Source organism: Kribbella antiqua (assembly GCF_004345665.1).
GTDB classification, from domain to species: domain Bacteria; phylum Actinomycetota; class Actinomycetes; order Propionibacteriales; family Kribbellaceae; genus Kribbella; species Kribbella antiqua.
In genome coordinates, this window is record NZ_SLWR01000023.1 from 1 (window position 1) to 24,729 (window position 24,729).

Sequence of the window (24,729 nt, forward strand, 5' to 3'; positions counted from 1 at the left end):
CAGCTCACTCGGTTCCTACGAACCAACTGGCGGCCGATCCTGGCCTTCGCCGGTGTGTGCGATCGCGAGTATCCCGGTCACGTTGGTCCTGCGCGGGTACCTGCTTGGCGTTGCGCATGGCGCCGTGGCGACGTTCTTCGTCGCCGCCGTGGGACATCTCTTCCTCGTCTACACCGGCTCGACGCGAGAGTTGTCCGGGGCATACGGGGAGGACAACACCCGCGACGTCCTACGGCGAGCCAAACGAAAGCGACACATCTGGAGCTCGATCGACAACCTCGAGATTCAGAGCGGGGATGTGGACCACCTCGTCATTGCACCAGCCGGCGTCTACGCCATCGACAGCAAGTGGCACGCCGCCGATCTGACCGACGCCGTTCTCGACCGCGACGTTGCGACCGCCCGCGCCGCAGCACGGCGCGCGAACCTGATCCTGCGGTCCCTGCGTCGGCAAGCCCTCGAAGCGCAGCCACTCGTCGTGGTCTGGGGCCGCGGACAAGGCGACCTACCCGAGGCCGGATGTGTTGTAGACGGAGTACTGATCCTCAGAGGATCAGGCCTGCGCAGCTGGCTGGCGCAGCGCCCCGCCGGTGCCATCAGCCAGAACACGCCACCGAAGTAGTCACAAAGCTATGACTGTTCAATGCCCGCGTAGATCCCACTCGACCCCCAGCAACGAAGAAGGCAGAGCCGACCAGGGGTGGAGGCGTCGGCGAGCTGGGTTAAGCCCGCGGGCCGCAAAAGATGCTGCTTCCGGGAGCCCTCACTAAAAGGAGATCGCAATGACGAATCGACCCCGTCCGAGCTTCCTAGACGCCTATCTGGTCGCTGAGAATTCAATGGGAGCACCCATGATTGGCGTTGTCCGTAAAGATCGGAATGTCTGGAGGATCCTGCGATTCGGCGTCGGAGCGGACCGACAGCCACGGGAGGCGTTCGCTACGCGTGAGGAGGCCGGCGCCTACTTGTTAGAGACGGAGCAGCGCCCCAACTGAGGCGTCAGTTGCTGGCCACCGGCCCGCGGATGCGTCGGCAGTGCCAAGCCTGATGACCAGGAAACCACTTCTTGGCTGGGGATTATGAGTCCGACGGCCGTTGCCACAGGAGCCGACTTCAGGCTCCGGGAGTTCGTGTCTCGACCCGATCTGACCCCTCTGCCAACGCTACTTGACTCCAGGTGGCCCCACGACTGGCCCCACGCCATCGGCACCTTGTGATGGCGCTCCCTACCGACGTGGCAGCTGAGCGGCGCCGATAGCAGTTCTTATGGCTGCATGCGCGCGCCCTGTGGGGCCAACCTGATCTGAGCCACAACGCTGGATGTCACTTCGTGCAATTTTGCTCGACCATGTCGTCAAGGAGTGCCGGATCGGTCATCGTTGGTGACCGTCAAGCTCATTCGACGCGACTTCACTGAGGACTCCACTATGCGAAGAGCTCGCTTTGTCCTGCCCATTCTGGGTTCCACCGCCCTGCTGCTCCTGGGTGCGAACGGCGTACAGGCGTCGGCGCAGCCCGATGCGAACGAGCCCCGATCGACGAGTGCGCTTCCGAAGAATCTGACACCGGTCGACGAGATCCCGGTGCAGCAGGCGGCCGAGGAGGCAACGCGGGCCACCGCGAAGTACGCGAACTCCTTCGGCGGTGCGCACTGGGATGCCGCCGCGAAGGTGCTGTACATCAACCTCGTGCAACCGAAGGCGAAGCAGGCCGATCACCGCGCCGAGCTCCAGAGCGCGATCCGCGATCGCGTGACCAGCGCGAGGCTCGGGGTGACGACGAAGTTCCGGTCCGTTCCGATGTCGATCGACCAGCAGAACGCGCTGGTGTCACGCTTCATGGACGAGAGGGCCAAGTGGGGTGGTCAGGCCGCGACCAAGAACATCGTCGGTGCCTCGGTCGACGAGGTGACCGGGCGGATCTTTGCGGGTGCGCTGACCGGTACCGATGCGCTGCAGGCCGCCGCGCGGAAGCACTTCGGCGACATCGTGGACGTCCAGCCGACCGCCGCACCGCAGATTCAAGGACGGTACAACGACTTTTCGCCGTACTCCTCCGGGAATGCGTTGTACCTAGACCAGTTCTGGCCGCGCGATGTGGGCATGGCGCAGTGCACGCAGGGATATAACTGGCTTCGCCACTCGGACGGCCTGCGGTACGCGAGCATGGCCGGCCATTGCGCGGAGCCCGGCGAGAGCGTATTTCACGTCAGTACGTCGCAGCGCATCGGGTACGTCGGCACGAAGTACCTGAACAACAACGAGTACATCGACTTCGAGTTCATTCGAATGACCGTCGGCGCGGTGAGCGGCACGGTATGGGTAGGCAGTCCCACCACGGAGGACCTGCGCAGGGTCACAAGCGTCGACACCGGAGTGTTGACCGGTGTGACGGCCTGCTCGAGCGGCGCGAACGGCGGCCTGGTCTGTGGGTTGGTTAGGAACCGTACCGCGGCGGTCACCTTCGACGGGATCACCACCAAACAACTCACCTGCGTCTCCAATCCGACCCTTACCAAGAGCGGCGACTCGGGCGGGCCGTGGCTGACGACGGCCAGTGACGGAACGGTGAGAGCGTGGGGCCAGCACCTTGGCAAATGGAACTGTGCCGGTGATCAAGCCGTCGACATGGTCTTCTCCACCGTCCAGAACATCTCTGCCCGAGCCGGCGCCACACTGATTCTTGGTTGAATCGGCTGTCGACCAGCTCTGATCAAAGACGGCAGCTGACTACAGGTACCGGTCAGCTGCCGTCTGGCGGGTTTGGGCGAAAGCAGTATGGATCGACCATCTGGTCGTGACCGCCGCAAGCATCGTTGTTATCGACAGCAAGTGGCATGCAACGGATCTGACTGAGAGCATCCTGCTTGCCGACGTAACAGCCGCTATGCGGGCGGCGCGTCGCGCTAGCCTCATTCTGGGTTCGCTGCACGTTACTGACCTCCCAGTTCGGCCGTTGCTGGTCTTGTGGGGTCGTGCACGACACGATCTCGATTACCATCCGCGCGAGGTCAGCGGTGTGGAGATCGTCGGCGGGCACGGGCTGGGCAGGTGGTTGGCGCGCAACTCACGCGGTGCCCTAACGCGTCAGCAGGGCAGACAACTGTTGGCGGGGATGCGCTACTTCAAGGTACGAGTCGATCCGTCTCGAGGTCGGCAAGACAATCACGGGTCGCCGTCAGCTGCCATCTAGAGCCGGGCCGGATGGTGTGTGAACTGGATCGTCGCGAGACCCCGCTGCAGCAGATTGATGGTCTGGTTGGAGGCTTTGGAGTTGCTCAGTGAGCAGCGTGTGGTGATGCCGTTGGTGAGAGGCCGTCGGCGCGGGAGCCGGGCCGAGCGGGTCGCTGCTGTTGACTCCGTAGCGTTCCCGGTACGCAGCGACACGTCGCAGTAGATCAACGCGTTGAGAATCTGAATTCGCGGCCAGACTCCTCAACAGAGCTTCGGACCAGGCGTAGCTGGAGGTGATCGCCTTCTCGGCGAGCCAGTTGGCGCGTTGGGTGATTTGGGCTTCGAGCTCGCGGAGTGGGGCGATGAGGGTTGGGTCGGTGATGTGGGTGACTGGGGTTACGAGGCCGGCGATCAGGGGTGGGGGTTGGGGCGTGCGGTGTTCGGCTCGGGTGATTAGGCGGTTGAGGCGGGCGTGGAGGACTGCGGCGACGTCGTGGGCGGTGTGCAGAGGGGATTGAGTTACGGCTCGATGGAGGGTTTGGGGGATGTTGAGGCCGGCGGATTCGGCGCGGCGGAGCGTGGCTATGAGGGGGCCGTAGGCGGGAGAGGCTTCGACGGCGGCTTGGTCGGTTGGGTCGAGGCCGCTGGTGGCGATGGCCTCTCGGTAGCGGTTGTGGGCGTCTAGTTGGCAGAGGTATGCGTGGATGGGGACTAGGCGGTCGAGTCGGGTTGCGTTGTCTAGTTCTTGGCGCATGACTTCGTGGGCGGATTGTTCGGTGCCTGGGTCTTGGAGTACCGCTTCGAGGACGTCTTGCATGGTTTGTTCGGGGTGGGGTTCGTGCATGTCGGATGTGGTCTGGTGGGTGGCGACGTAGGCGCGGTTGGTGTGGCGGCCGCGGGTCATACCGACGTAAATGAGGGCGCGGGTGAGTTGGTCAGAGACGAGTAGATGGGCGGTGTCGACCGTGGCGCCTTGGGCTCGGTGGGCGGTTGTTGCGTAGGCGAGTTCGACGGATTCCTGCACGTAGCCCGTGGGGAGAGTGACGGTTTCGCCGTTGGGGTTTTGGACGGTAAGGGAGCCGTCGGGCCAGCGATGGATGACGGTCCATTGGTCGCCGTTTTGGACGAAGCCCTGGTGGCCGTAGCGGAGGCGGCGGTTGTTGAGGCGGGTGACGACGTGGTCGCCGATGCCGACGTGGTTGCCATTGTGGAGTTCGATGCCGTCGGGTTCGACTTCGCCGGTGTGGATTCGGTCGAGGCGCGCGCGGGCGTTGAGGCGGGCGACGGTGGTGTTGTCGGCGGCGATGAGCAGGCTGGTCTTTCCGGCGGCGATGTCGGCTCGCCAGGCCTGGTAGGCGGCGGTTTCCATGTCGTCGCTTGCGCCGGCGGTGAGGCGGTCGTGGTCGTCGTACTGGTCGATGACGGCGAGGTCGCCGCGGCGGAGGGCGAGGCTGGCGTCGCGTTCCCAGGGGTTGGTGAAGCGCCAGACGTCGCTGAGTTCGGCGGCTTGGGTGTCGCGGGCGATGAGGCGGAATGCGCCGCCGGTGTCGGCTGCGCCGAGCTGGGCGTCGTCGCCGACGAGGAGGAGTTTGGCGCCGGCGGCGTTGGCTTCGCGGGCGAGGGTTGCGAGTTCCATGGTGCCTGCCATGGAGGCTTCGTCGACGATGACGAGTTGGTTGGCGCGGAAGCTCCAGCGGTCTTGTTCGGAGCGCAGCGTGGCGAGCAGGACGGATAGGCGTTGGTGCCGGCGTCGACGGCCGGCTTGGCTCGCGAGTTGAGCGGCGTACTCGGTCTGTTGGATCTGTTGGCGGCGTTGTTCGGCGCCTAGTCCAACGGATTCGTGGATCCATTTGGCGATGTTCTCGGTGGGGGAGCCGATGGCGTCGGACAGGACGGTCGCGGCGGCCGATGATGGCGCGAGCGCGATGATCGAACCTTCGTCGTGGACGGATTCCCAGCTGGTGGTCAGGGCGGAGAGCAGGCTGGTCTTGCCGGTGCCCGCTGGGCCGATCAGCGCCTCGAGCTTCTGTCCGCTCGCCGCGATCCTATGCAGCGCTTCGACCTTGTCCGCGCTGAGCTCCTCCGTCCGAACTGAGCTTGCCGGGATGGTGGGGCCTTCGCAGTCTCGGGCGAGATCGAGCAGCACAGACTCCGCACCGAGGACTACGGGCGAGGTGAAGATCTGGCCGTTGTGGATCGTGAAGACGCTCTCGCCCTCGAGCCTGGTCGTCGGAACGGTGACCAATTCCGGTGCGGTGAGGCTGATGGATTGCTGTTCCGCGCTCTCGACGACGGCCTGGAGTACGACGAACCGGTCGCGCGCGGAGACGAGTCGAAGCAGCCGGGTTTGGCGTGCGGCTTCGGCGAGGAGGTTCCAGCGGGTCCAGGTCGCGCGTTTGTTCTGCAGCGTCAGTACGACGGTTGCGCCGTACGCCTCGATCGTGTGCGTGCTGAGGTCAGCCGCGGCCAGCGGACGGTCGCCGGTCTGCTCGAGGGAGCGTTGGATGGTTTCGACGGCGTCGCGGCCGATGGCCTGGTTCGCGCGGGCTCGCCATTCGCTCATGAGGGCTGCCAGTGGGCGGGCGAGGTGCTTGGGTGGCCGGTTCATGAGCGTTGCCTGCTGCCGGAGCGTGTACATCTCGGCTCGGCTCGGTGGGCGGTCGTGTTCGTCCAGGAGGGCTGCGAGGTTGGAGTCGATCTGCTCGGTTCGGGCGGAGAACTCGCGGATGAGTTCGTCGGCTACGGCGTCGATTTCGAAGGCCGGGTTGCGTTGTGATCCGCGTTCGCGCAGTTCCCAGTTCACGCCTAGGCGGCGGGTGAGGTTGTCGGCGAGGAAGACGTTGTGGATCTCGGACATGGCGACGGCGGAGCGGAACAGGACGCGGCCGTCGAGGGTTCGCCAGCGTCCGTCGGGTCCTTGGACGCGGTTGGCGACGACGACGTGGGTGTGGAGCTGGGGGTCGCCGCTGCGGGTGTCCCAGTGGTCGAAGGCTGCGGCGATGAGGCCGCGGGTGTTGATTTGGGCGATGCCGCCGTGGCCGGTTCTGGTGAGGGCGGCGTGCTGTTCGATGAGGTCGAGGATGTCGTTGACGGCGTCGTGGTGCGCGGCAACGATCTGTTCCTGTACGCCGACATCGGTCGTTGCCCAGAGCGCCGAAACCGACTTGACGGGGGAGAAGGTCAGGTCGAATCCGGCGACGGCCTGTTGCGTCTTCTGCCGCATCTCGGCCTTGCGAATCTTGTCGATTGCGTCTTGCCTGGCCGCGTCGGTGAGGGCTGGATCGAGCGCCTTGATCTGGGCTCGAATGCGACGTGAGGGGCTCTCGTAAACCAGGTGTGGGCGGCCGAGTGTCCGGCCGGTCAACGGGTCTTCGGCGCGACCGAAAAGTGCGGCCATCTGGGGCTCGGTGACCTCGCTACCAGGCACCAGGTAACCATCGCCAAGGCCACTCAAACCGCTACCGATCCAACGCCCAGCTGGGTATCCGGAGGCGGCGTAGTACGACGTGAGCGCGGTAGCCATGCGTCGATCGACGTCACCGGAAGCCACATGCCTGACCAGGTACTTGTAGCCATCTCCGGCCGTGAGCCGATGGATGCTCAGCACGACCGCAGCCGCGTGAACTCTTGCTCAAGCTCGGTGAGGGCTCGTCGCAGATCGGCGACTTCGCGGTGCAGCTGATCGATCTCCGCGCGCAGGGCATCCAGGAGCTGGTGGTCGTCGCGAAGTGCTCCGCTCGCCGCCGTTCGGCGGCTACGCCAGTGTCGGAGGCGGCAGCGATCTGAACAGAACCGCCGGTCGGATCTGCGCGCGACGAAGACCGCCGCACAGTACTCACAGGCTCTGGTCCGGTCGAGGTGGATGGCCTCGGATGGAGGTTCAGGAGTCGTCATAATCGCTCAACGGAAGAGCGCGCCGACCCTCGAATCTAATCGTTTCGGCGACAGAAACGCCTTAGGTGCAAGATGTGTGACGGTGTTGATGCTGCCGAGGGCGGGCGAGTAGCGGCGGTGGAGGGCATCCGGCAGGGGTGGCGAGTGGCGCGTCTGATCGCCATACGGCCAATCCCAGTTGATGCACTGGGCGCAGGCGCTATCGCGCGCAGTCGTTGAATGGCTGCATCGCCCCCGAATTGGCGTTAGCGAATGGTCAAAGCGGGGAGAGCTGGTGCGCGTTTCTGTTGCCGCGGCTCGCGGCGATGGCCGCGGCTGTGCGGCGAGTTACCTGGTCACGTTTCGAATCGCAGCGGGCCGGACGATGTTAGCCGTTTGCAACAGAAGTCTCCACATTCGTCCTGGATCAGGTACTCCTCTCGTTCGAGCGCGTCGTACATCTCCGTGATGGCCTCCGTTGTATCCGCGGCGATGCAGTGCGCGCCGTCCGGCTCAGTCTGTATCAGGTATGCGATCGGGCACTCGCAAGCAGTCCAGAAGGCATAGAACTGTCCGCGCATCGCCTCATGGACCAGGACGGCAGGGTAGTAGACAACGTGCGCGCCGCAGATCGCTTGCAATTCGACCATGCCGCCAACTGCCTGGCTTGGCGCCAGCTCCGTTGCGGGCTTCCATGGTCGTAGCTCAACGTGCTTCTCGGTTGAACGGAACTCTGTACCGCCGCTGAACTCAAGGAATCCAGCATCGTCGAGGGGGATCCCTCTCGGCCAGGAGACAGGTCCCGCTGACGGCCAGAGCTGCGGCAGGTCTAGCCGGGTCGATACCTGGGCGTGGAGACTCGGCGTCGTGAATCGCACCCCATGGAGCACGAGCTGTCCGAGCACAACAGTCATGGCATAGCCCTGCGGCCGGTCGGGTTCAGGGATGCCGTCTATGCGCACCGCCAACGGCGTGACCCGCACGGACCAGCCGCGAACTCCGTCGTACCGCCCGATCCAGAACTGGCTGACTGGGAGAGGACACGCTTCTTCTCGCAGAGTGTAGAAGTCGCGGTACTCCGAAGTCGGCAGCCCGTAACCATGGTCCCGATCCTCTTCGGACGACACCAGCATGGCCGTGAGCGCGGTCTTCTGCGCCCACGCTGCAATCCGTCCGGTGTCCGCAACCTCGATCTCGCCGGGCTCGCCCAAGATGAACGGCGTCAGGACGCGCTGAGCCGTGACCTCGAGACGGCTCATCCAGCCGTGGTTGCAGTCGCCGCATACGTCCCGCACCTTCTGCCGGAACGGTGGGCGGACGCCGAGCTCCCGGCCGATCCGGTTGAGAGGGCCGGCGCCATGCAATACCGGCTCCAGGTCCAAGCCGATCCGTGACAACCAGTCCCCGAGCACGTGCTCACCGGTTAGCGGGCCGCTGGAGCCACAGAAAGCGCAGGCGTGGATGGACACAGGCTCCTCCGGCGTGATGGTCAGAAGTCGTTAGGTTCATATGCTCGCGGACTTCGTCCGCTTTGCGCTTGCCTTAAGCACCTCGGCAGTACCCCTCACCTGGACGCAGTGGTGTGGTTCGCGACACGCGACACGCCGGTTTGGTTGAGTTCAGCACGCCGATTACTGGTTGTGGTGTAACTTCGGCGTCGTGAGTGAACAGCAGGATGTCATTGCGGAGCTTGGCGAGGCCGGAGTCCTCGCTGGCGTGCGTTGGGCGTACCTCTCGGCTACCAGTCGGTCCCTGGAGACCTACTCGGACGACGACGGCCACGACGCGGCCTGGCTCGGCAACACTAGGTTCACCCTGTTTCGTAACCGGCTGGACCGCGTTTTTGGCTGCGAGCGCTATGCAGTCAGTTCTGGCAACGGCGACGCAGACCTCGACCAGTTGTACGCAGAGTTGTCCGATGTCGACATCGACAGTATGCCGCGGCTATATCCCATGCTGGTCCGACGCTCGAACCTCAATGGCAGCCCTGGCTGGGCTCACGGGAGGCGCCGGTTCCTGCTCGCCTCGTGCATGTTCGGCAAGCTCGACAAGCTGCCCTGGCCGCAAAAGAGCCCGACGAAGCGGCTGGTGGCGCAACAGAACGATCCCGAGCCGTCACAGCCCTCCCTGTTCGAGGGTTTCGCCGATGAGGAGATTGGCGGGCTAGAAGCAGCGCTGACGGCCGGGCGTGATCTGGACCTGGCGACCTTCGTGATCGCGCACAGCCTTGACTCGCTCAGCCAGGAAGTCGAGTTGGTGTTTGGCCGTGCGCGGCTGAACACCGGTGGCGGTCAAGCCTGGCACTGGCGTCAGGATCTTCTGAGCGCCCCGCCAGCGGATGGTGGACGTCGCACCGATGACAGGCCTCTGCCCGCCGAGCCGAACACTGTGCCCGACGCGCCGGTCCGCTTGCGCCGCCCGGCAGAGGAACAGCCTCGCGAACAAGCCAGCGGTGAGTGGTGACTCGCAGAACGCCGACTGCCGACCGAGCGGCGGACGTCGCCGCGCTCTTCGACGGGCCGCGGCTCACGCTAGCCCGCCGCCTCGCCGGACTGCGCAAGAGTGACCTCGCGAGCTTGGTCGAGAAGAGCCCGACCGCCGTTGCGGCTTGGGAGTCCGGGGCCAAGCGGCCCACGGCTGCCACGGTTGCGCAGCTGGCTCTGAGCTTGTCGGTCGACCCGGGATTCTTTGCAGTCCGTCAGGATGACGTCGCCGCCCTAAGCGCAACTCCACATTTCCGCTCACTGCGCTCCACCAGCCAACTGGCCCGTGATCAGGCATCTGCCTACGGACAACTGGCCGTAGACATCACGACCAGTCTGGAGAAGCACGTCGAGTTCCCGGAACCCGACTTGCCGACCCTGCCGGTCGCGGTCGACGACCGGGAGAGCGATGGCCCTGAGCGTGCCGCCCAGCTCGTCCGGCGGCAATGGGGGATCGACGCTGGACCAGCCGGACACCTCATCCGACTACTGGAGAACCACGGGGTGTTGGTGGTCTTCAGTCCGGAGCAGACGGCATCGGTCGATGCTTACAGTTTCGACAGTCGGCTTCGCCCTGTGGTGGTCCTCAACCCGATCAAGCGTGATTACTACCGTCAGCGCTTCGATGTTGCACATGAGTTGGGCCACTTGATCATGCATGGCGATGCTGAGCCCGGCGGCAGGCTCGTCGAGGATCAGGCCCATCGCTTCGCCGCCGAGCTGCTGATGCCGGCGGAGCAGATCTGCGATCTTCTCCCGGTCAGCATGGGCGGCAATGCTTGGCGGATCCTGGCCCGTCTGAAGGAACACTGGGGCGTGAGTATCCAGGCCTTGCTGTACCGCGCCCGCTGGCTCGGAGGACTCAGCGATGTGTCATATCGCAACGCCATGACGACCATCTCCGCGCGTGGCTGGCGACGAACCGAGCCCGGCTTGGTGAGCGCTATCGAGCAGCCCTCCCTGCTGCCGCGCGCTGTTGAGCTGCTGGTTCAGGAAGGCATTGACGAGTCGCAGCTAGTCGAGCAGTGCCGCGTCCCGGTCGATCTGTTCCGCACAGTTACGGCCCGGATGCCCGTAAGCGCAACATCCGACATTGGTCATCTGGACAGCGGTACGAGTCATCGGACCGATGGTCGGGTGGTGTCTCTGTTGCAGCGGCAGCGACGCAAACTGCCTGGACCCTAGTGTGCGAATGTGAAGTCGAGGGTCGACACTTGGCTGACGGCGGACCTTGTGATTAGCAGGGCTGAACCTCGGAGGATGGAGCGAGGCCTCGACTGAGGAGCCAGAGAGCCACCGCCCGGGTCTCTGCTGCAAACCTCTACTCGCGCCTTGGGTTCTTTTCCATGCGACAGGAAGGGGTCGGCATGGGCCGCCGCGGAGCTCGGCATCGGTCGGCAACGGCGTGGGGCGTGGGGCATCCACACTGTGGTGGCCCGGCCTGGATGTGATTGAGGGCGGCGTGGTGACATGTCGCGGTGGTCGCCTGATGCGCCCGCTGGTCGGATGTGCCAAACCACCTTGGTCCTGCTCCGTCGGTGCTCCGTGGGACGTCGCCAAGGGGCGAGCATCGTCGGCAAGTGATGAGCTTGAACCTGCAGGTGAGAGGGTTGACCGGCATGGTGGCCGAGCCCTCCTCGCCTGCTGGGTGGAGATCTACAGCAAACTCGAGGGTGCGTTGGGGCGCCAGCACCCTTGTCATGCGCGGCCGCTGATGGCGGAGGTGCGGGAAATGGTTGGTGATCCGTACGCCGCCTCCACGCGTCGCCCCGACACAGCGAGTGGTCGCCGTTGAAGGCCTCACCTCAGGGCGTCTAGGTCCCACCTCGTGGCGCGCCAAAGGGGTCATGAGGGGCCGACGCATGCGGTCACGAGGCCGCCGAACTTCGCGGCGTCTACGCATCTCTCATGTCCTGAACGCCAACGTCGCGCTCTGCGGCGGCGCGTGGTTCGACGGTTCGTTGCAGTAGGCCGCCGTCGCTAGATCGCGTCTCATCGTGTCGGCGACGGAAACGCCTTGGGTGTGAGAAGTCCGAGATTGGTGAGGTTGCCTCTGGCACCAAAAGCTGGCATCCACATCCGTTGAGCGTGCGCGACCGAGCGAGGTCAGTTGACTCGCTGGCTGCCACGAGTGACATCGACGGAAGGGTCCCTAGTGAACGACAACCTCCCCTGCAGTGACGAAAAGCGCCGCCGAGTGGTCGATCTGGTCACCCGCGCGGAGGCGATCATCGAGCGGTTGGAAGCGAGCGCGGTCGATGGGCGCTGGGCGATGACCGCGTTCAGCCGGTACCGCCTGTGCGAGCTGCTCGATATCACGCCGTACGCGCGGTACGACGGCGAGCTCGATGCCGATCCGGCGGCCCTGCTCGATGAAGCTGCGCGCGCGGTCGATGGGCTCGATGTGCCGATTGAGGAGCTGAGCTGGCGGCTTGCGTTGGGGGATGCGCTGCGGACGACGGCTTCGGACGTGCGGATGGTCCAAGATGCGCGCGACGTATGAGGACCTGCTGCGCGCGGCTCGTCGTACGGCGGTTGATCTGCATCGTGAGGTGCATTCCGATCAGGCCGAGCTGGCGGCGGGATGGCAGGCGGTTCTGGTCGCGGCGCGGCGGCACTTGCGGTGGCTACGTGGCGATCTGACGTCGTTCGATGCGTCGAAGAGGATCGTCGTGCGGAGCGGGGCTCCGATGCCTCGTCTTGCGCAAGCGATCGGTGCCGGCGCGGATCTGCTGGCCAGTCAGGACCCCAGCACGGCGGCCGCGCTCGATGATCGGGACGATCTCGCCGCGGCGCGGGCTGAGGTTGCGGCGGTCGTGCTGATCGCAGGCCGTGTCGTACTGCGCGACCTGCGGATCAGCAAGCAATCTCCCGGGTATCGGCGCGTGACCAAGGTGATGGCTGAGCTTGAGGTCCTGGCGCAGTCGGACCGGCGAAGGACTGGTCTCGGCGTACTGGGTGGATTGGCGATCGGGGCGCCGCAGGACGGGGTCGACGATGTCTCGCTGCTGGCTCGGTGTGCGGGTCGGTGGGAGCGGGGTCATCAGTCCATTCCGCCGCTGACGCTGCTGTCCCGAGATCTGCGGTCCATGACGGCACAGCTGCGGACGGTTTGTGGCTATACCTGGCATCTGGCAGACCATCTCCTTGCGATGACGGCCGCGCTTGGGCTTGGTGCGCTGCTCGAGTTGGACTTGAGGACGATGAAGGTCGCGCTGCGGACGTTCGATGACGGTGCGATGCGTGTGGCCCGGTGCTGGCAGCGGCGTGTGTCTGATGTCAGTGGCCGGAGCAACACGGCTGGCGAGGTTGCGTTCCTGGAGTTGGTGAGGATCTTCGATCGCGTCGTACGGCGTGATGGAGCGCTCCTGGCGCCGAGTGAGCTGGTGCCGACTCCGCAGGCGGCTGCGGCGCTGCTTGATGCGATGGACGAGCTTGTCTATTCGGCGGATCGTGTCGTGCGGATGCAGCAGCAGGCGGTGGCCGGGCTGATTGTCGAGGGTCGTCTGTTTGTGCCGCGGCATGAGCTGGCCAAGCGTGATCCGAGGTACTTGCGTCGTCCCGGAGCCGGTTCGAGGTCGCCGCAGGTCCGGTGGGTTCGCACTAGCCGCGCGGACTGCTTCGACGAGCTGACCGACGCACTCCAATGGAGCGTCGATCACCTGTCGGTGGCGGCGGATCTCGCCCGGCGCATGGCTGGCACCTGTCACCAGTCACGCCCGTACGGCGCAGCGCGGAACCCGGTGATGCCGCCGCCGTTCGTCGACGTACGGAAGAAGGCGGATCGATTCGTTGCTGATAGCACCGGATCTGGAAATCCAGGACAAGAACCGGTCGGGCCCGGCCGTTGAGCTGTCAGCGAGTCGATCCCAGGGAGGTAGCGATGAACAACGCACGCGTCAGCGCCGAGGATCTGCACCGGGTCCTGGAAGCCGAGGTTCGGAAGCTGCGGTCGGGGGAGGAGTGGACCCGCTGGCTCGATGCGGCTGCGCTCTTTCCGAGGTACGGCTTCGGGAACGTCGTACTGATCACGCTGCAGATGCCCGAGGCCAGTTGGGTGGCCGGCTTCAAGGCTTGGGGCAAGCTCGGTCGCCGGGTGAAGGCCGGTCGGGGAATCAAGATCCTTGCACCGATCCACGCACGCCCGAAGACCGAATCTGCGGAACAGCCCGAGCAGCCTGCCGTCGTGGAAGGAACCGACGCGCAGTTGGTTGGCTTCCGTGTCACGACGGTCTGGGACATCACGCACACCGTCGGCGCTCCGATCCCGCAACCGCCGACGCCGGCGCCGGTGGTCGGGACCGCACCCGTCGGCTTGTGGGATGCGCTCGCGCGCGAGGTCGGCGCCAGTGGGTTCACGCTCAGCAGGAGAAGTACTGGCGACGATTCAGAGGGTTTCACGGACTACGTCGAGCGGGAGATCGTGATCGGAGATCGACTGGATGACGTGACCGCCGTCGCGCGGCTCGCGCATGAGGTCGGACATCTGCGGATGCATTCGCCGGCCGAGGACGCGGGCGCGGGGAACATCATGTGCCGGGGAGTGCGCGAGGTTGAGGCCGAGTCGGTCGCCTACATCGTGCTCGCCCATCACGGACTGACTGTCGACGGCTCGTCATTCCCGTACGTCGCCGGGTGGGCGTCAACGGTTGATGAGAAGGAACCCGAGCGGGTCATCAAGGCAACCGGTGCCCGCGTGGTCAACACAGCCAGGCAGCTCATCGACTCGACAAGCACCCATATGGAGACCAATCGGCCTACTCTCTCACTTGCCCCAGCCACGGAGACCGATCTGCTGTTCGTCCCGCCCGGCCTCAACGGACCCGAGCTGTGATCCGCAATGGGTGCCAGCGAGAGAGTAGAGGCACTGAAGCGGGCACGCCAGCGACAGGCACGGATCGAAGCCGCAACCGCACGAACGATCCGCGCGTACGCCGCACTGGAGCGGGCGATCCAAGCGAGGGCGTTCGCGGTCGAACGACATGACGAACGAGTCGCGGCCGCCGAAACAGCATCGGCCGCCGAGACTGCCGAACTCGCCCGGGTGTGCGGCTCGGCCGAGGCGGCCGCGGAGATCCTCGGCTGGAGCGTTCGCGACGTACGACGTGTGGTCAAGGAGGCCAACGGACAACGCACCACCGACCGCCAGATCGGCGGGACGGGAGGTCCCGATGACAATGACACTTGACCTCGACCCGCTCTGGGATATCGACCAAGTCTCCGCCTATCTGAACATCCCGAAGGCAACCCTCTACCGCTGGCGAACGATCGGCTACGGCCCACCGGCAAGGCGAATCGGCCGTCACCTCCGCTACCGAAGAAGCGACGTCATCGACTGGTTCGCAGGACTGCAGGATGCCGACGACGAATGAAGCCGGTGACCACGAATCCGGCCCGGCTGGGTGGTCGGCAACGTGCCGTTGCTGCTGTGAGTCAGATGTTGACGATCACGCCGCTCGGCTCGAAAGGCCTGGTACTTCGTCCAGCCTCATACAAGAAATGGCGCACGACCCACCTACACCGAGTCGTGTTACCCGTCGCAATGGTTCAGTCAGCCAGTCTTCAGGAACCAGCTGGGTGGGTCTGGTGGCCTGTGCGGCAAGGGTGGCAAGGATGTTGCGATGATGACGCGGGATCCTTCCGCACGCACGGTTGCTCAACCGCAGAGTGCGGCAGCCACACGGTGGATGACCCTGGCATCGGCGGAATCGCCGGCACCGCCGGTCGGCATGTGTTCTGTGATGGCTGCTCCCACCAAGTCGTCCACGCCTGAGACCAACTCGATCAGCTGCGGCACCTGTACCCCGTTGGGCTCGGCATACCCCAGTGAACCGCGAGGTGCCGGGTGGCGTTGGCTGGGGAGGCGGCGAAGTTGGCCATCGGCTCGTACGTTGCCACCTTCTGCGGCCTGACTCGGCAGCGGTGGCTGCGGGCATGCCGACGCCGGCCCGGCATTGCGGCTGCAGGCAAATGCTCAGCCGCCGACGTGCAAACTCCTGGCGTTGACAAAACCGCCAGCGTCCGGCTGTACACGAGTCTGCTGAGGGTGTCAGAGCATGCCGGGCGACATACGGTCAAGCAGCCGCTTTGACAGCGTGTACGCCCTCGGCAGGTGGGTCGTCAAGGAAATTGCAGCTTGTGACATTTCGCGTAACGCCCTCTCGGCTAACGCGATGTAGCGGTCGCCGGTCAGCTCGGTGACCCGCCTAGTCACCGTTGCTTTGTCCTAGGCCCGGCGTGGGGTGGGGTTGTCATGTCTCCTTATCGGCGTGCCCGCGTGCGGAAGTCTCCGCGCATCGTGGCCATTCTTGTGTCGTTCGCATTACTGGTGACCGGGTTGGAAGTGCAGCAAGCTGCGGCGGCCGCCCCGGCCGCGGACCCGAGACCGGCGCCGGCGATGGTGGCGTCACGTCCAGACCTGGTCTCGGCGGTGGTGACGGCTCGTTCGCAGGGCTCGAAGGTTGAGGTCGAGTCGATGCGGTCGGAGACATCGACGACGTGGGCGAATCCGGATGGGACGATGACGACGGAGGCGCATGCGTCGCCGATCCGGTTCAAGACCGCGAAGGGTGCTTGGCAGTCAATCGACTTGACGCTTGCCATGGCCACCGACGGCACGGTCGCGTCCCGCGGCCACGGGTTGGGTCTGCAGTTCGGTAGGCAGAACTCGGCGGTTGGTGGTGTGTTCGCATCGGCTACAGCTGGCACCGGCCGCCAGGTCGAGTGGCTGGCGCCGTGGAAGCTTTCCAAACCGACACTCGCTGGGACCAAGGCAACTTACACCGACGTACAGCCAGGGGTGGATCTTCGGCTGGACGCGCGTCGCTCTGGTTTCGAGGTCGACTTCGTCGTGAAGCAGCGCCCGGCCACGGCGCCAACGTGGCGGATCCCGTTGCGCACAAAGGGCTTGACCGCGCGGCAGGCCGCGGACGGGGTGATCGAGTTCGTTGACGCCAAGGGTGTTGTTCGGTCGCGCATCCCGGTCGGCCAGATGTGGGACGCGGTCACCGACGAGCACACGAAGATGCCCGTGAACACCGCCGCGGTGAGCATGTCGCTGGAGCAGGTCTCGCCGGGGAAGGCGACGCTGGTGCTCGCACCGGACGCGGCGTGGCTGCTGGATCCGGCACGCGTGTTTCCGGTGACGGTGGACCCGACGTACGCAAACGTGGCCGTTATGTCGACTTTCGACACATTCGTGCAGTCCGGCTGGCCCAATGACCTGTCGTCGACGGTGGATCTGCGGGTTGGCAAGAACGGCACCGCGACCGAGCGGTCGTTCCTCAACTTCCCGGGTTCGTCGTTCCAGGGCAAGAAGGTGGTGTCGGCGTATTTGTCGTTGATGCAGTACGGGTCGACGACCTGCACGGCGACGCAGATGAACCTGCATGCATCGTTGCCGGCGTCAACGTCGACGCGGTGGTCGTCCATGCCGGTGACGAGCCAGCAAGTGTGGGGTTCGGTGTCTGCGGCGAAGGGCTTCTCCAGTGCCTGTGCGGCCGACCGCGTGTATGTGAACATGACCGGACTGGCGCAGTACTGGTCCGGCACCACGGACGCAACGGTCGCGGTGATGCTGAAGGCGGCGAACGAGGCCGATGCGAACGCGTGGAAGCGGTTCTACTCCACCGAAGGACCGGCCGACCCCTATATCTCGCTGACCTGGAACCGGCCGCCGAATCAGCCCGCCACAGTGGAGACGACCGAGGCTGTCCCGTACGCGGCACCGGGCGACACCCAGTCGTACATGTACTCACCGACTCTGCGGCCGTGGGTACGAACCAAGGCGACGGACCCGGATGGCAACACGGTGAAGTATGTGTTCGAGTTCTTCACTGGTAGCGGCCCGACGTTCAATCTGCTCGGCACGTGTACGTCGTCGGTGTATGCCTCCGGTACGACGGCCGGCTGCCGCCCGGCTGCGGATCTGCCGGACAACACGCTGTTGTATATCCGCGCGAAAGCGAACGACGGCAGCAGCGACGGCCCGTGGACGAGTTACCAGAGCCGGCTGCGGATCGGAGCGGCGAAGCCAGCGGCTCCGGAGGTTTCGTGCCCGGCGCCGTACGATTCGAACAACACTTGGCAGGACAACCCGCCGGCCGCCGACGTCGTGTGCACGGTCGCTGCGGCCGGCGCCGGGTACATCGCGCCGGGCTATGTTCGCCTGACTGTGGACGGCAAACCGGTGGCAACCAACTTCACCGGAGGTGCTGCGGGCCAGATCAAAATCACCCCTTCAAGCGATCCGGCGGTCGCGAAAACCACTGTGACGATCCCGAAGGGAACGCCGGGTCTTCACACGATCAATGCCTACGCCGAGACGCCGGCCGGACTGCTGTCGGCAAGCCCGGGGGCCGAGTACAGCATTGGCTGGGGCGGCACTTCCCTGTCGTCCCCGAGTGCCGACCGGCGTATCACCACGGCAGGAGGCGTGACGATCGCCGCGTCGGGTCCACCGAAGGGTTCTGGCTCTGCGCCGACTGCCAAGCTCAAATGGAGACTCTCGGGCTACGATCACACGAACAGCGAACTCGTCGGCTGGAACGACGGGCCGAACCTCACTGTGACGGATAACGGCACGGCTGGCGTCATCGTGAACGGCGTCTGGGACACCACCTCCGCGACGACAGACAGTCAATTGGATGCTGACCCCAACACGGCCGGTGTGCAGCCGACGACAGTGTCCGCGTCAAGGCCTGTTCTGCTGGATGTGCAGGTGTGCCTGACGTATACGACCGCCACCCAATGCACCTGGTCACAGCAGGCCGTCTCGGTACTTCGCGTGCCCCATGCGTTCGGCGGTGACTTCCCGACCGCGGCCGCTGGTGCTGGGCAGGTGGCTTTGTGGACGGGGGAGTTCAACCTCAACGTGACAGACGCCTCTGTCGGCACGCCCGACGGCTCGCTGGCGCTCTCACGCTCACATTCGACCTTCGATGGGCCCACAGATGCGACAACTGGGATCTTTGGGCCAGGGTGGACCGCACAGTTGGATGGCCCGACCGATCAGGAAATCGGAATACAGGTCCTCGATTCATCGCGAACCAACGGCATCATCGCCTTTCTTGACGGCGTCTCAACCCCGCTGGTCTTCAGCACCCCGGATGGCGCGCGCCGCAGCACGGCGACGTTCCCGACGGGTACGTGGCAGCCGGCCGACCAGTGGACTACTGACACCAAGGTCAAACTCACCGTCTCAGGGACCGGCCTGGCCACGAAGCTGACACTCGCCAACGAGGCGGGCGACACAACGACGTTCGTCTTAGCCGCGCCACTGTCCGCGACCACCGACGCCCAGTTCAAACCTGACGCCGTGACCGAGGCGGACAGCGGGGACACCACGCGATACCTGTACGATCCGGCGAACCCGAGTCTCGTAGCGAGGATTCTCGCTCCCGCCCCGACGGGAGTCACCTGCGTGTCTGGCGGACAGTACACCGGGGCCGTTGGTTGCCAATCGCTGCGCCTGCAGTACGGGTCAGGCGCAACCAGCGGACTCCTGACGAGCGTCTGGCTGGACGTGTACAACCCCGCGAAGACCGGCGGAGCGGGAATGGACTCGATCCAGATGGCGACATACAGCTATGACACCTCAGGCCGGCTGGCGAGCGTCACCGATCCGCGCTCAGGGCTGACCACCGGATACACCTATGATGCGGCGAACCGCCTGACGTCGGTGACTCCACCAGGCCTGAAGCCCTACGTCCTCAACTACGCCGTCGTCGGCGCAAACACCAAGCTGACCTCGGTGACTCGTGTACGGCCGTCCACCGATTCTGCTGGCGGCGTCGCGACACTCGCCTCGTTCGTTTACGACGTGCAGGCGACGGGCCCGGGGTTGCCCGACCTGTCCTCGGCATCGGTGGCCCGCTGGGGTCAGCGCGTCACACCGACGCATGGCTTTGCCGTCTTCGGACCAGACCATCCCGCGCCAGGCACCACGCCCGGCGAGGTCGCAGCCAACGACTGGCAATACGCACAGTTCCAATACACCGACGACGAAGGCGTCACGATCAACACTGCAGACTTCGGAGCCGGAGCGTGGCAATACTCGGCCAGCGAGCGCGACGAATGGTCCAACATCACTCGGTCTCTCGACCAGCGCGCGATCCGCGAGATCCTTGACAATGCCTTGCCGTCCTCGGCGGCCGACCTTCTCGGGACGACCTCGGTCTACAACGACGCGATCCAGAACACAGACGGCGTGACCATCGTCCCGGCCGACACTCGGCTCACAGACACCTACGGCCCCGTCCGTGACGCTTCCACCTCCAGCGGCACGGTCAGGCCTGTCCGACTGCACACGCACCTCGCCTACGACGAAAACGCACCGAACGGCGGCATCAGTCCCTTCACGAATACCCCCTACGGGTTGATGACGAGTACGACAAAGTCTGCGTTCGACCCCGGAGCCTCAACGGATGAGGTTGTACTGCGCACGATCCACGACTACTCAGCCGCCGTCACGGGTGGAACGGACGGCTGGGAGGCAGGCGAGGCTTCGCGCATCATCACCGATCTGGACCTCGACGGTCAGCGAAGCACCGGAGACCTTGTCAGCTTCGTGCGGCGTGACTCCGACGGCCGAGTGGTGGAGAACAGGCAGCCGAAGTCGGCCGACGCCGGCGGTGACGCAGGCACGACGCTAACCGCCTACTACACGGCTGGCACCAACAGCGATGCCGCGGAGTGCGGCAACAAGCCGGAGTGGGCCGGTCTGACATGCAAGACCTCCCCAGCTGCTGCGCCCAGCTCGGCCGCTGGACAGCCCGCGACCCCGAGCTTGCCGTCGTCGAGGATCACTCAGTACAACTACCTGCTGCAACCTACGGTGATCGAACAAACGTCGGGCAGTGTTACCCGAACAGCCACTACTGTCTACCGACTCGATGGCCAGGTCGACAACACGCGCACCACTGTGACCGGGATGACCGGGTCGGCACCCAACACGGCGAAGTACACAACCTACGACCCGGCAACCGGTGCCGCGACCACGATCACCGCACGCAACAGTGACGCAACTATCGCTGGAACCGTGACGACAACCTATGACACGTGGGGCCGCCCGATCAGCTACCAGCCGTCCGGCGAGACCGCGACCACAACCGCCTACGACATCGGCGGCGGCGTCAAGACCATCGTCGACCCGAACGGCACCACCCAGTACACCTACGACGGGACCGACGCCGCCGGTCGCGTCGAGCACCGAGGTCTGCCAACCAAGATCGAGATCACGTCCGGATCCTCAATCTGGTCCTCGACAGGCGCATACGACGCCGCCGGCACGCTGACAGTCCAGAAGCTGCCAGGCGGCATCGCACGCACCCTCAGCACCGACATCACAGGATCGCCGGTGGGCCTGGATTACACCGGCCAGCTGACCACAGTGAACCCTGACGGCTCATCGACCACAATTCCCGACGGCGGCTGGCTCAGCTGGTCCCAGGACCGCGACGTCGTGGGCCGCGTGACGCGCGAGTGGACACCGGATGGCGCCGCCTTCACCGGCCCACCCAACGGCGGCTCCGGCGACGTCGGCGACGCCATCCCATACGACCGATCGATCACCTACGACCCGGCCGGTCGGCTCACTCGGGTGAACGACCGCACCGCGGCGGGATCGGGAGTCGACGTCACCGACCCTGCCCAGGCCCCAGCATGTACCACCCGCACGTACGCATTCGACACCAACGGGAACCGCCTGTCACAAGCGGTGGCGCCGGCTGCCGGCGACGGTAGCTGCACGACTGCAGGCGGCACGACGGCCACGCATCAATTCGACACCGCTGACCGTCCCACCTCCGGCGCCTCCGGACAGGGCAGCTATGTCTACGACGCGCTGGGACGGACACTGACGATTCCCGCATCAGACGCACCAAAACCCGCCGCGGGGGACATCAGCCTGACCTACTTCGACAACGACATCGTCAAGTCGATCACCCAGGCAGGCTCGACCACCACCTTGGGCCTCGACGCCATGGATCGACGATCGACCGAAACCGTCGGCGCCACACAGACGGTGCGGCACTACACCGACACCAGCGACAACCCGACCTGGATCAGCGACGGCGCCACCAGCACCCGGTATGCCCGTCTGATAGACACGCAGCTAGGTCTCATCGTCCAAACGGGCGGGTCGGCACAGGTGCCCTTCACCAACTTCCACGGCGACATCGTGACGACCTCCACGATTCCGAACTCTCAGGCCACGGCAACGAGCATCGGCGGATGGAGCTCATTCGACGAGTATGGGCAGGCTCAGGGTGCGAGCAGTGCCGGCTACGCCTGGCTAGGTGGCGCGACCCGCTCAACAACCGACACCGGTCTAATTCTCTTGGGCGCCCGTGTCTACAACCCGGCCACAGGGCTGTTCACGAGCCAAGACCCCGTAGCAGGCGGCAGCAACACGAGCCAGGGCTACTGCAACGCCGACCCCGTGAACTGCTCCGACATCAGTGGCCTATACACCTACACCCTCATCTATGCGCTAGGCCACTACCGCAAATCGGCCTACTACTTCTTCATGTATCTCATCCGCTGCTTCACCTGCTACTTCCCAATCCCAGGTGCTCGCGCTCTGAAGTACAACACCCGGATGGACCTTCGACCAGGGGGCCTCTGGTTCCCCGTTTGGGTCCAGGCGATCTGGTGGAGTAACTCGAGCGCGGGGTGGAGGTTCAAGACGCTGCATGGCCACCCCGACTATCCTGGGTACATCCAGTTCACTTTCACCAAGTCCTCAGCCGGGTGGCTCTACCTGACCATCTACGGATGGGTGCCGTGGTGGTCCTTCGCAGGGCTCTGGATCCCGAAGCCGATCTATGTTGCAAGGGCAAGGCGGACGTGGAACCAGTTTGCCCTCAACCTCTGGTACCTCGCCTGTCGCACAGGTGGGAGCTATCTGCTGTGCTGAGCGTAACCAGATGGGCCGGCACCGCGCAGAAGGGACGGCACCGAGCACATGATGGTTCCCCCGCGGAGGCAGCGCCGCATGATTGCTGTCGCCTACGTGTCGGTCGTCATCGCACTTGCCGTCTTGGTCGCGGTGCCGGAGCAGCCGAGCTTCGCGGCCTATGCCGCCATGATGCTCCTCACTGCTCCACTCAGCCTCCTTCTCTATCTGCCCTACTACTCAATCTCGCTTGGGGTGCTGCCAGTGGACGGCCCCTCGTGGCTGTGGCTGTTCCCCGTCGCCTGGTACGCCGCGATCGCCGCTGTGCAAGCCTGGCTGGTGGTCAAGTATCTGGACCGTCGCCAGGGTGGCAAGGAAGCAGCCTGATCGGCCAACGCCCTACCAGGCAGCCAATGTGGCGACCCCGGGTTTCGGCGAGATCGAGCGCGGCTGCTGGTGAACTACCGGGTGAACCCCGAAGACTCGGCACGGGCTCTTCTGGCACCGTTTCGCCCTCAGTTGGTGAGGGTTCCGCGGTCGCCGGCATCTGCCTGATCCGGCTCGGCGCCATGCGGGTTGCCAGATTCTTCTCAAGGCCACCGCACACTCGCTCACCTCGCGCATGCAATCCGCGCGTTGCTCATCGCCAAGCTCAACCTCCGCGACCGCGTCCAAGCCGTCGTCCTCGTCGACGAATCCGGCCTCGTCGAACCCCGAACCTCCTAAGCGCAACCTAGGCCAAAGCGTCGGCCACGATGTTTGATCCGGGTCGGGTCGGTGCCGTGGGGCCGGACGGGTCGATTCGGGTAAGGACCGCATCGATGGCGTCGTGTCGCTGGTACGGGCGCCAATGAGTGACGTATGGCGGAGTGAGCCAGCGGGTTCTGCCCGTTCCTTCGGTATAGGTGCCCGGGGCAATGACCCAGCCCGATGGACTGTCGATCAGCCGACCGCCAGCGGCGGCGAGTTGGTCGCGTGGCACGGATCCCGCAGTGACGAAGAACTGCCAGCGTCGGGTTGTCGGCGCAATCGAGGTTGGGCATTGCGTCTTCAGGTGGTGATGTAGAGGCGCGCCGAGCTGTGCTGGTAGTTCCAGTACGTCGAAGTCGCGGGCGAGGATCGCGATCGCCCAGCGTGTGCTGCAGAAGGCGTTCTCGGCCATGGTGGTTGTTGAGATTGCGGGGGACTGGGTGTGGACGAGATGCGGATCGATGCACTCGCGGAGTTCGCAGGGGCAGAGGCCGTTGCGGGGTACGGCGAGGCGGGCGATTGGCCAGTCGTGGTCGACGTATTGGACAGCGAGGCGCTGGAGTCGATTGGCGTGGCGCCCCGCGGCCCAGGAGAAGAGGTCAAACACGCTTGCCTACCGCGAGGAATAGGGAGCTTGCGTGGACGAGGTCGGGTTGGTGATCTGCCAGCCTTGCGCAGGTGAGGGCGGTCTCCAGCGGATTGGGCTCGAGGAGTGAGGGTGGCATCGGTGTGCCGCGGTAGTGGGCGTCGATCAGGACGGTGAGCCAGCCGCCGGGGCCGGTGAGGCCGTGGATTCGGACCTGGGAGACGAGGCGATCCAGTTCAGAGCGGAGCTGAGCCACCGAGTGGTAGTAGGTGTTCGCCATGCGCTCGTTCGCCGGGCTGTGACCGTCGTGGAGGATCTGCTCGACGATTGGCTGTCGGCGTTCGAGTGTGTTGGCGAGGGTTGAGCCGATGAGGTTGGCGGCGCGGTTGATCGCGATGACGGCCAGCGTTCCGCCTGGTCGTAGTACTCGGACTGCTTCTCGGATGGCCAGGCGGCGATCGGCGGGCTCGGTCAAGTGGTACATAGGGCCGGCCATCAGTACGGCGTCCTTGGATTCGTTCGGCCAGGGGAGACGGCGTGCGTCGCCGACCACGGCTTGTAGTCCCGCCGCGCGGGCTTGGTCGACGTGGTGTTCGACCGGGTCCAGTAGCTCGACGTCGTATCCGCGTTCGGCCAGCCAGGATGCGTGTACGCCGGGACCGCCGCCGACATCCGCGACTCGGGCGGGTGGCGGTGATAGGTATCGCGTCAGGAGTTCGTGGACTCGCGCTTGTTCGAGCTGTCCCTTGAGAGTTGACGAGAGTCGCTGGGCCTCGTCCTGGCGGTTCGTGTAGTGGTCGTGGATCGTGGCAACGACCTGTTCCACGTCGGTGCTGGTCACCGCTTGGCATTCCTTTCAAGTGTGGAACGGCGGGCGAGCGCGGTTGGTGGTCAGCACGCTCGCCCGCCGGCTTCTGGAAGGAGTCCCGCCCGCGAGACGCGCAGGAGATATTCGGGGATCTCGCGGGC

General features: G+C 65.1%; 15 protein-coding genes and 1 pseudogene. 12 read left to right on the top strand and 4 right to left on the bottom strand.

Annotated features, from left to right (window positions below; genetic code table 11):
* Together EV646_RS38435 and EV646_RS38440 are read left to right on the top strand one after the other, a co-directional pair.
* Window positions 1-622 (top strand): nuclease-related domain-containing protein (locus tag EV646_RS38435; protein ID WP_206752062.1); only part of this gene is annotated, 622 nt, incomplete at its 5' end.
* Window positions 623-1,427: 805 nt separating this feature from the next.
* Window positions 1,428-2,690 carry a chymotrypsin family serine protease gene (locus EV646_RS38440; RefSeq protein ID WP_132157742.1) on the top strand — a complete coding sequence of 421 codons (1,263 nt, stop codon included), beginning with the start codon at window positions 1,428-1,430 and terminating at the stop codon, window positions 2,688-2,690.
* 1,876 nt (window positions 2,691-4,566) lie between these two features.
* Here the strand turns inward: EV646_RS38440 and mobF are convergent.
* Window positions 4,567-6,780: pseudogene (gene mobF, locus EV646_RS41120) on the bottom strand (MobF family relaxase); the annotation flags it as partial.
* A 20-nt stretch (window positions 6,781-6,800) separates the two neighbouring features.
* Here mobF and EV646_RS39160 point away from each other — a divergent pair.
* Window positions 6,801-6,959 (top strand): hypothetical protein, encoded by a 159-nt coding sequence (locus EV646_RS39160; RefSeq protein WP_158291133.1) that lies wholly within the window; start codon window positions 6,801-6,803, stop codon window positions 6,957-6,959.
* Between the two features lie 443 nt (window positions 6,960-7,402).
* Here EV646_RS39160 and EV646_RS38450 read toward each other — a convergent pair whose 3' ends face one another.
* Window positions 7,403-8,515, bottom strand: coding sequence for a hypothetical protein (locus tag EV646_RS38450; RefSeq protein ID WP_199237513.1), 1,113 nt, complete (start codon window positions 8,513-8,515; stop codon window positions 7,403-7,405).
* Between the two features lie 190 nt (window positions 8,516-8,705).
* On the opposite strand from EV646_RS38450, the gene EV646_RS38455 reads away from it, so the two are divergent.
* From EV646_RS38455 to EV646_RS38500, 9 genes are all read left to right on the top strand, one after another.
* On the top strand, window positions 8,706-9,509 hold the full coding sequence (locus EV646_RS38455) for a hypothetical protein (protein ID WP_132157746.1): 804 nt from the start codon (window positions 8,706-8,708) through the stop codon (window positions 9,507-9,509).
* Window positions 9,506-10,714, top strand: coding sequence for a helix-turn-helix domain-containing protein (locus EV646_RS38460; protein WP_132157748.1), 1,209 nt, complete (start codon window positions 9,506-9,508; stop codon window positions 10,712-10,714). The genes EV646_RS38455 and EV646_RS38460 overlap by 4 nt, the downstream gene beginning before the upstream one ends.
* Before the next feature lie 1,012 nt (window positions 10,715-11,726).
* The gene (locus EV646_RS38465; protein WP_132157750.1) at window positions 11,727-12,032 is read left to right on the top strand and encodes a hypothetical protein; all 306 of its coding nucleotides are present in this window, start codon (window positions 11,727-11,729) and stop codon (window positions 12,030-12,032) included.
* Window positions 12,016-13,380: a hypothetical protein gene (locus tag EV646_RS38470; RefSeq protein ID WP_132157752.1), complete on the top strand. Its 1,365-nt coding sequence runs from the start codon at window positions 12,016-12,018 to the stop codon at window positions 13,378-13,380. Before EV646_RS38465 ends, EV646_RS38470 begins: the two co-directional genes overlap by 17 nt.
* A gap of 32 nt (window positions 13,381-13,412) precedes the next feature.
* Window positions 13,413-14,363: an ArdC-like ssDNA-binding domain-containing protein gene (locus EV646_RS38475; RefSeq protein ID WP_132157754.1), complete on the top strand. Its 951-nt coding sequence runs from the start codon at window positions 13,413-13,415 to the stop codon at window positions 14,361-14,363.
* Between the two features lie 6 nt (window positions 14,364-14,369).
* On the top strand, window positions 14,370-14,717 hold the full coding sequence (locus EV646_RS38480) for a hypothetical protein (RefSeq protein WP_132157756.1): 348 nt from the start codon (window positions 14,370-14,372) through the stop codon (window positions 14,715-14,717).
* On the top strand, window positions 14,701-14,901 hold the full coding sequence (locus EV646_RS38485) for a helix-turn-helix transcriptional regulator (RefSeq protein ID WP_132157758.1): 201 nt from the start codon (window positions 14,701-14,703) through the stop codon (window positions 14,899-14,901). Before EV646_RS38480 ends, EV646_RS38485 begins: the two co-directional genes overlap by 17 nt.
* A gap of 926 nt (window positions 14,902-15,827) precedes the next feature.
* Window positions 15,828-22,445, top strand: a complete 6,618-nt coding sequence (locus tag EV646_RS38495) for an RHS repeat-associated core domain-containing protein (protein ID WP_241996612.1) — start codon at window positions 15,828-15,830, stop codon at window positions 22,443-22,445.
* 78 nt (window positions 22,446-22,523) lie between these two features.
* Window positions 22,524-22,811: an SCO4225 family membrane protein gene (locus EV646_RS38500; protein WP_132157762.1), complete on the top strand. Its 288-nt coding sequence runs from the start codon at window positions 22,524-22,526 to the stop codon at window positions 22,809-22,811.
* A 346-nt stretch (window positions 22,812-23,157) separates the two neighbouring features.
* On the opposite strand, the gene EV646_RS38510 is transcribed toward EV646_RS38500, so the two are convergent.
* Both EV646_RS38510 and EV646_RS38515 read right to left on the bottom strand, forming a co-directional pair.
* The gene (locus EV646_RS38510; RefSeq protein WP_199237520.1) at window positions 23,158-23,781 is read right to left on the bottom strand and encodes a hypothetical protein; all 624 of its coding nucleotides are present in this window, start codon (window positions 23,779-23,781) and stop codon (window positions 23,158-23,160) included.
* Complete coding sequence (locus EV646_RS38515) at window positions 23,774-24,601, bottom strand: class I SAM-dependent methyltransferase (RefSeq protein WP_241996613.1); 828 nt, start codon at window positions 24,599-24,601, stop codon at window positions 23,774-23,776. Before EV646_RS38515 ends, EV646_RS38510 begins: the two co-directional genes overlap by 8 nt.
* Between the last annotated feature and the right edge of the window lie 128 nt (window positions 24,602-24,729).

Coding starts and splice junctions, on each gene's coding strand:
- EV646_RS38485 (WP_132157758.1), top strand. CDS start 14,701: ATGACAATGACACTTGACCTCGACCCGCTCTGGGATATCGACCAAGTC.
- EV646_RS38500 (WP_132157762.1), top strand. CDS start 22,524: ATGATTGCTGTCGCCTACGTGTCGGTCGTCATCGCACTTGCCGTCTTG.
- EV646_RS38475 (WP_132157754.1), top strand. CDS start 13,413: ATGAACAACGCACGCGTCAGCGCCGAGGATCTGCACCGGGTCCTGGAA.
- EV646_RS38480 (WP_132157756.1), top strand. CDS start 14,370: ATGGGTGCCAGCGAGAGAGTAGAGGCACTGAAGCGGGCACGCCAGCGA.
- EV646_RS38470 (WP_132157752.1), top strand. CDS start 12,016: ATGCGCGCGACGTATGAGGACCTGCTGCGCGCGGCTCGTCGTACGGCG.
- EV646_RS38440 (WP_132157742.1), top strand. CDS start 1,428: ATGCGAAGAGCTCGCTTTGTCCTGCCCATTCTGGGTTCCACCGCCCTG.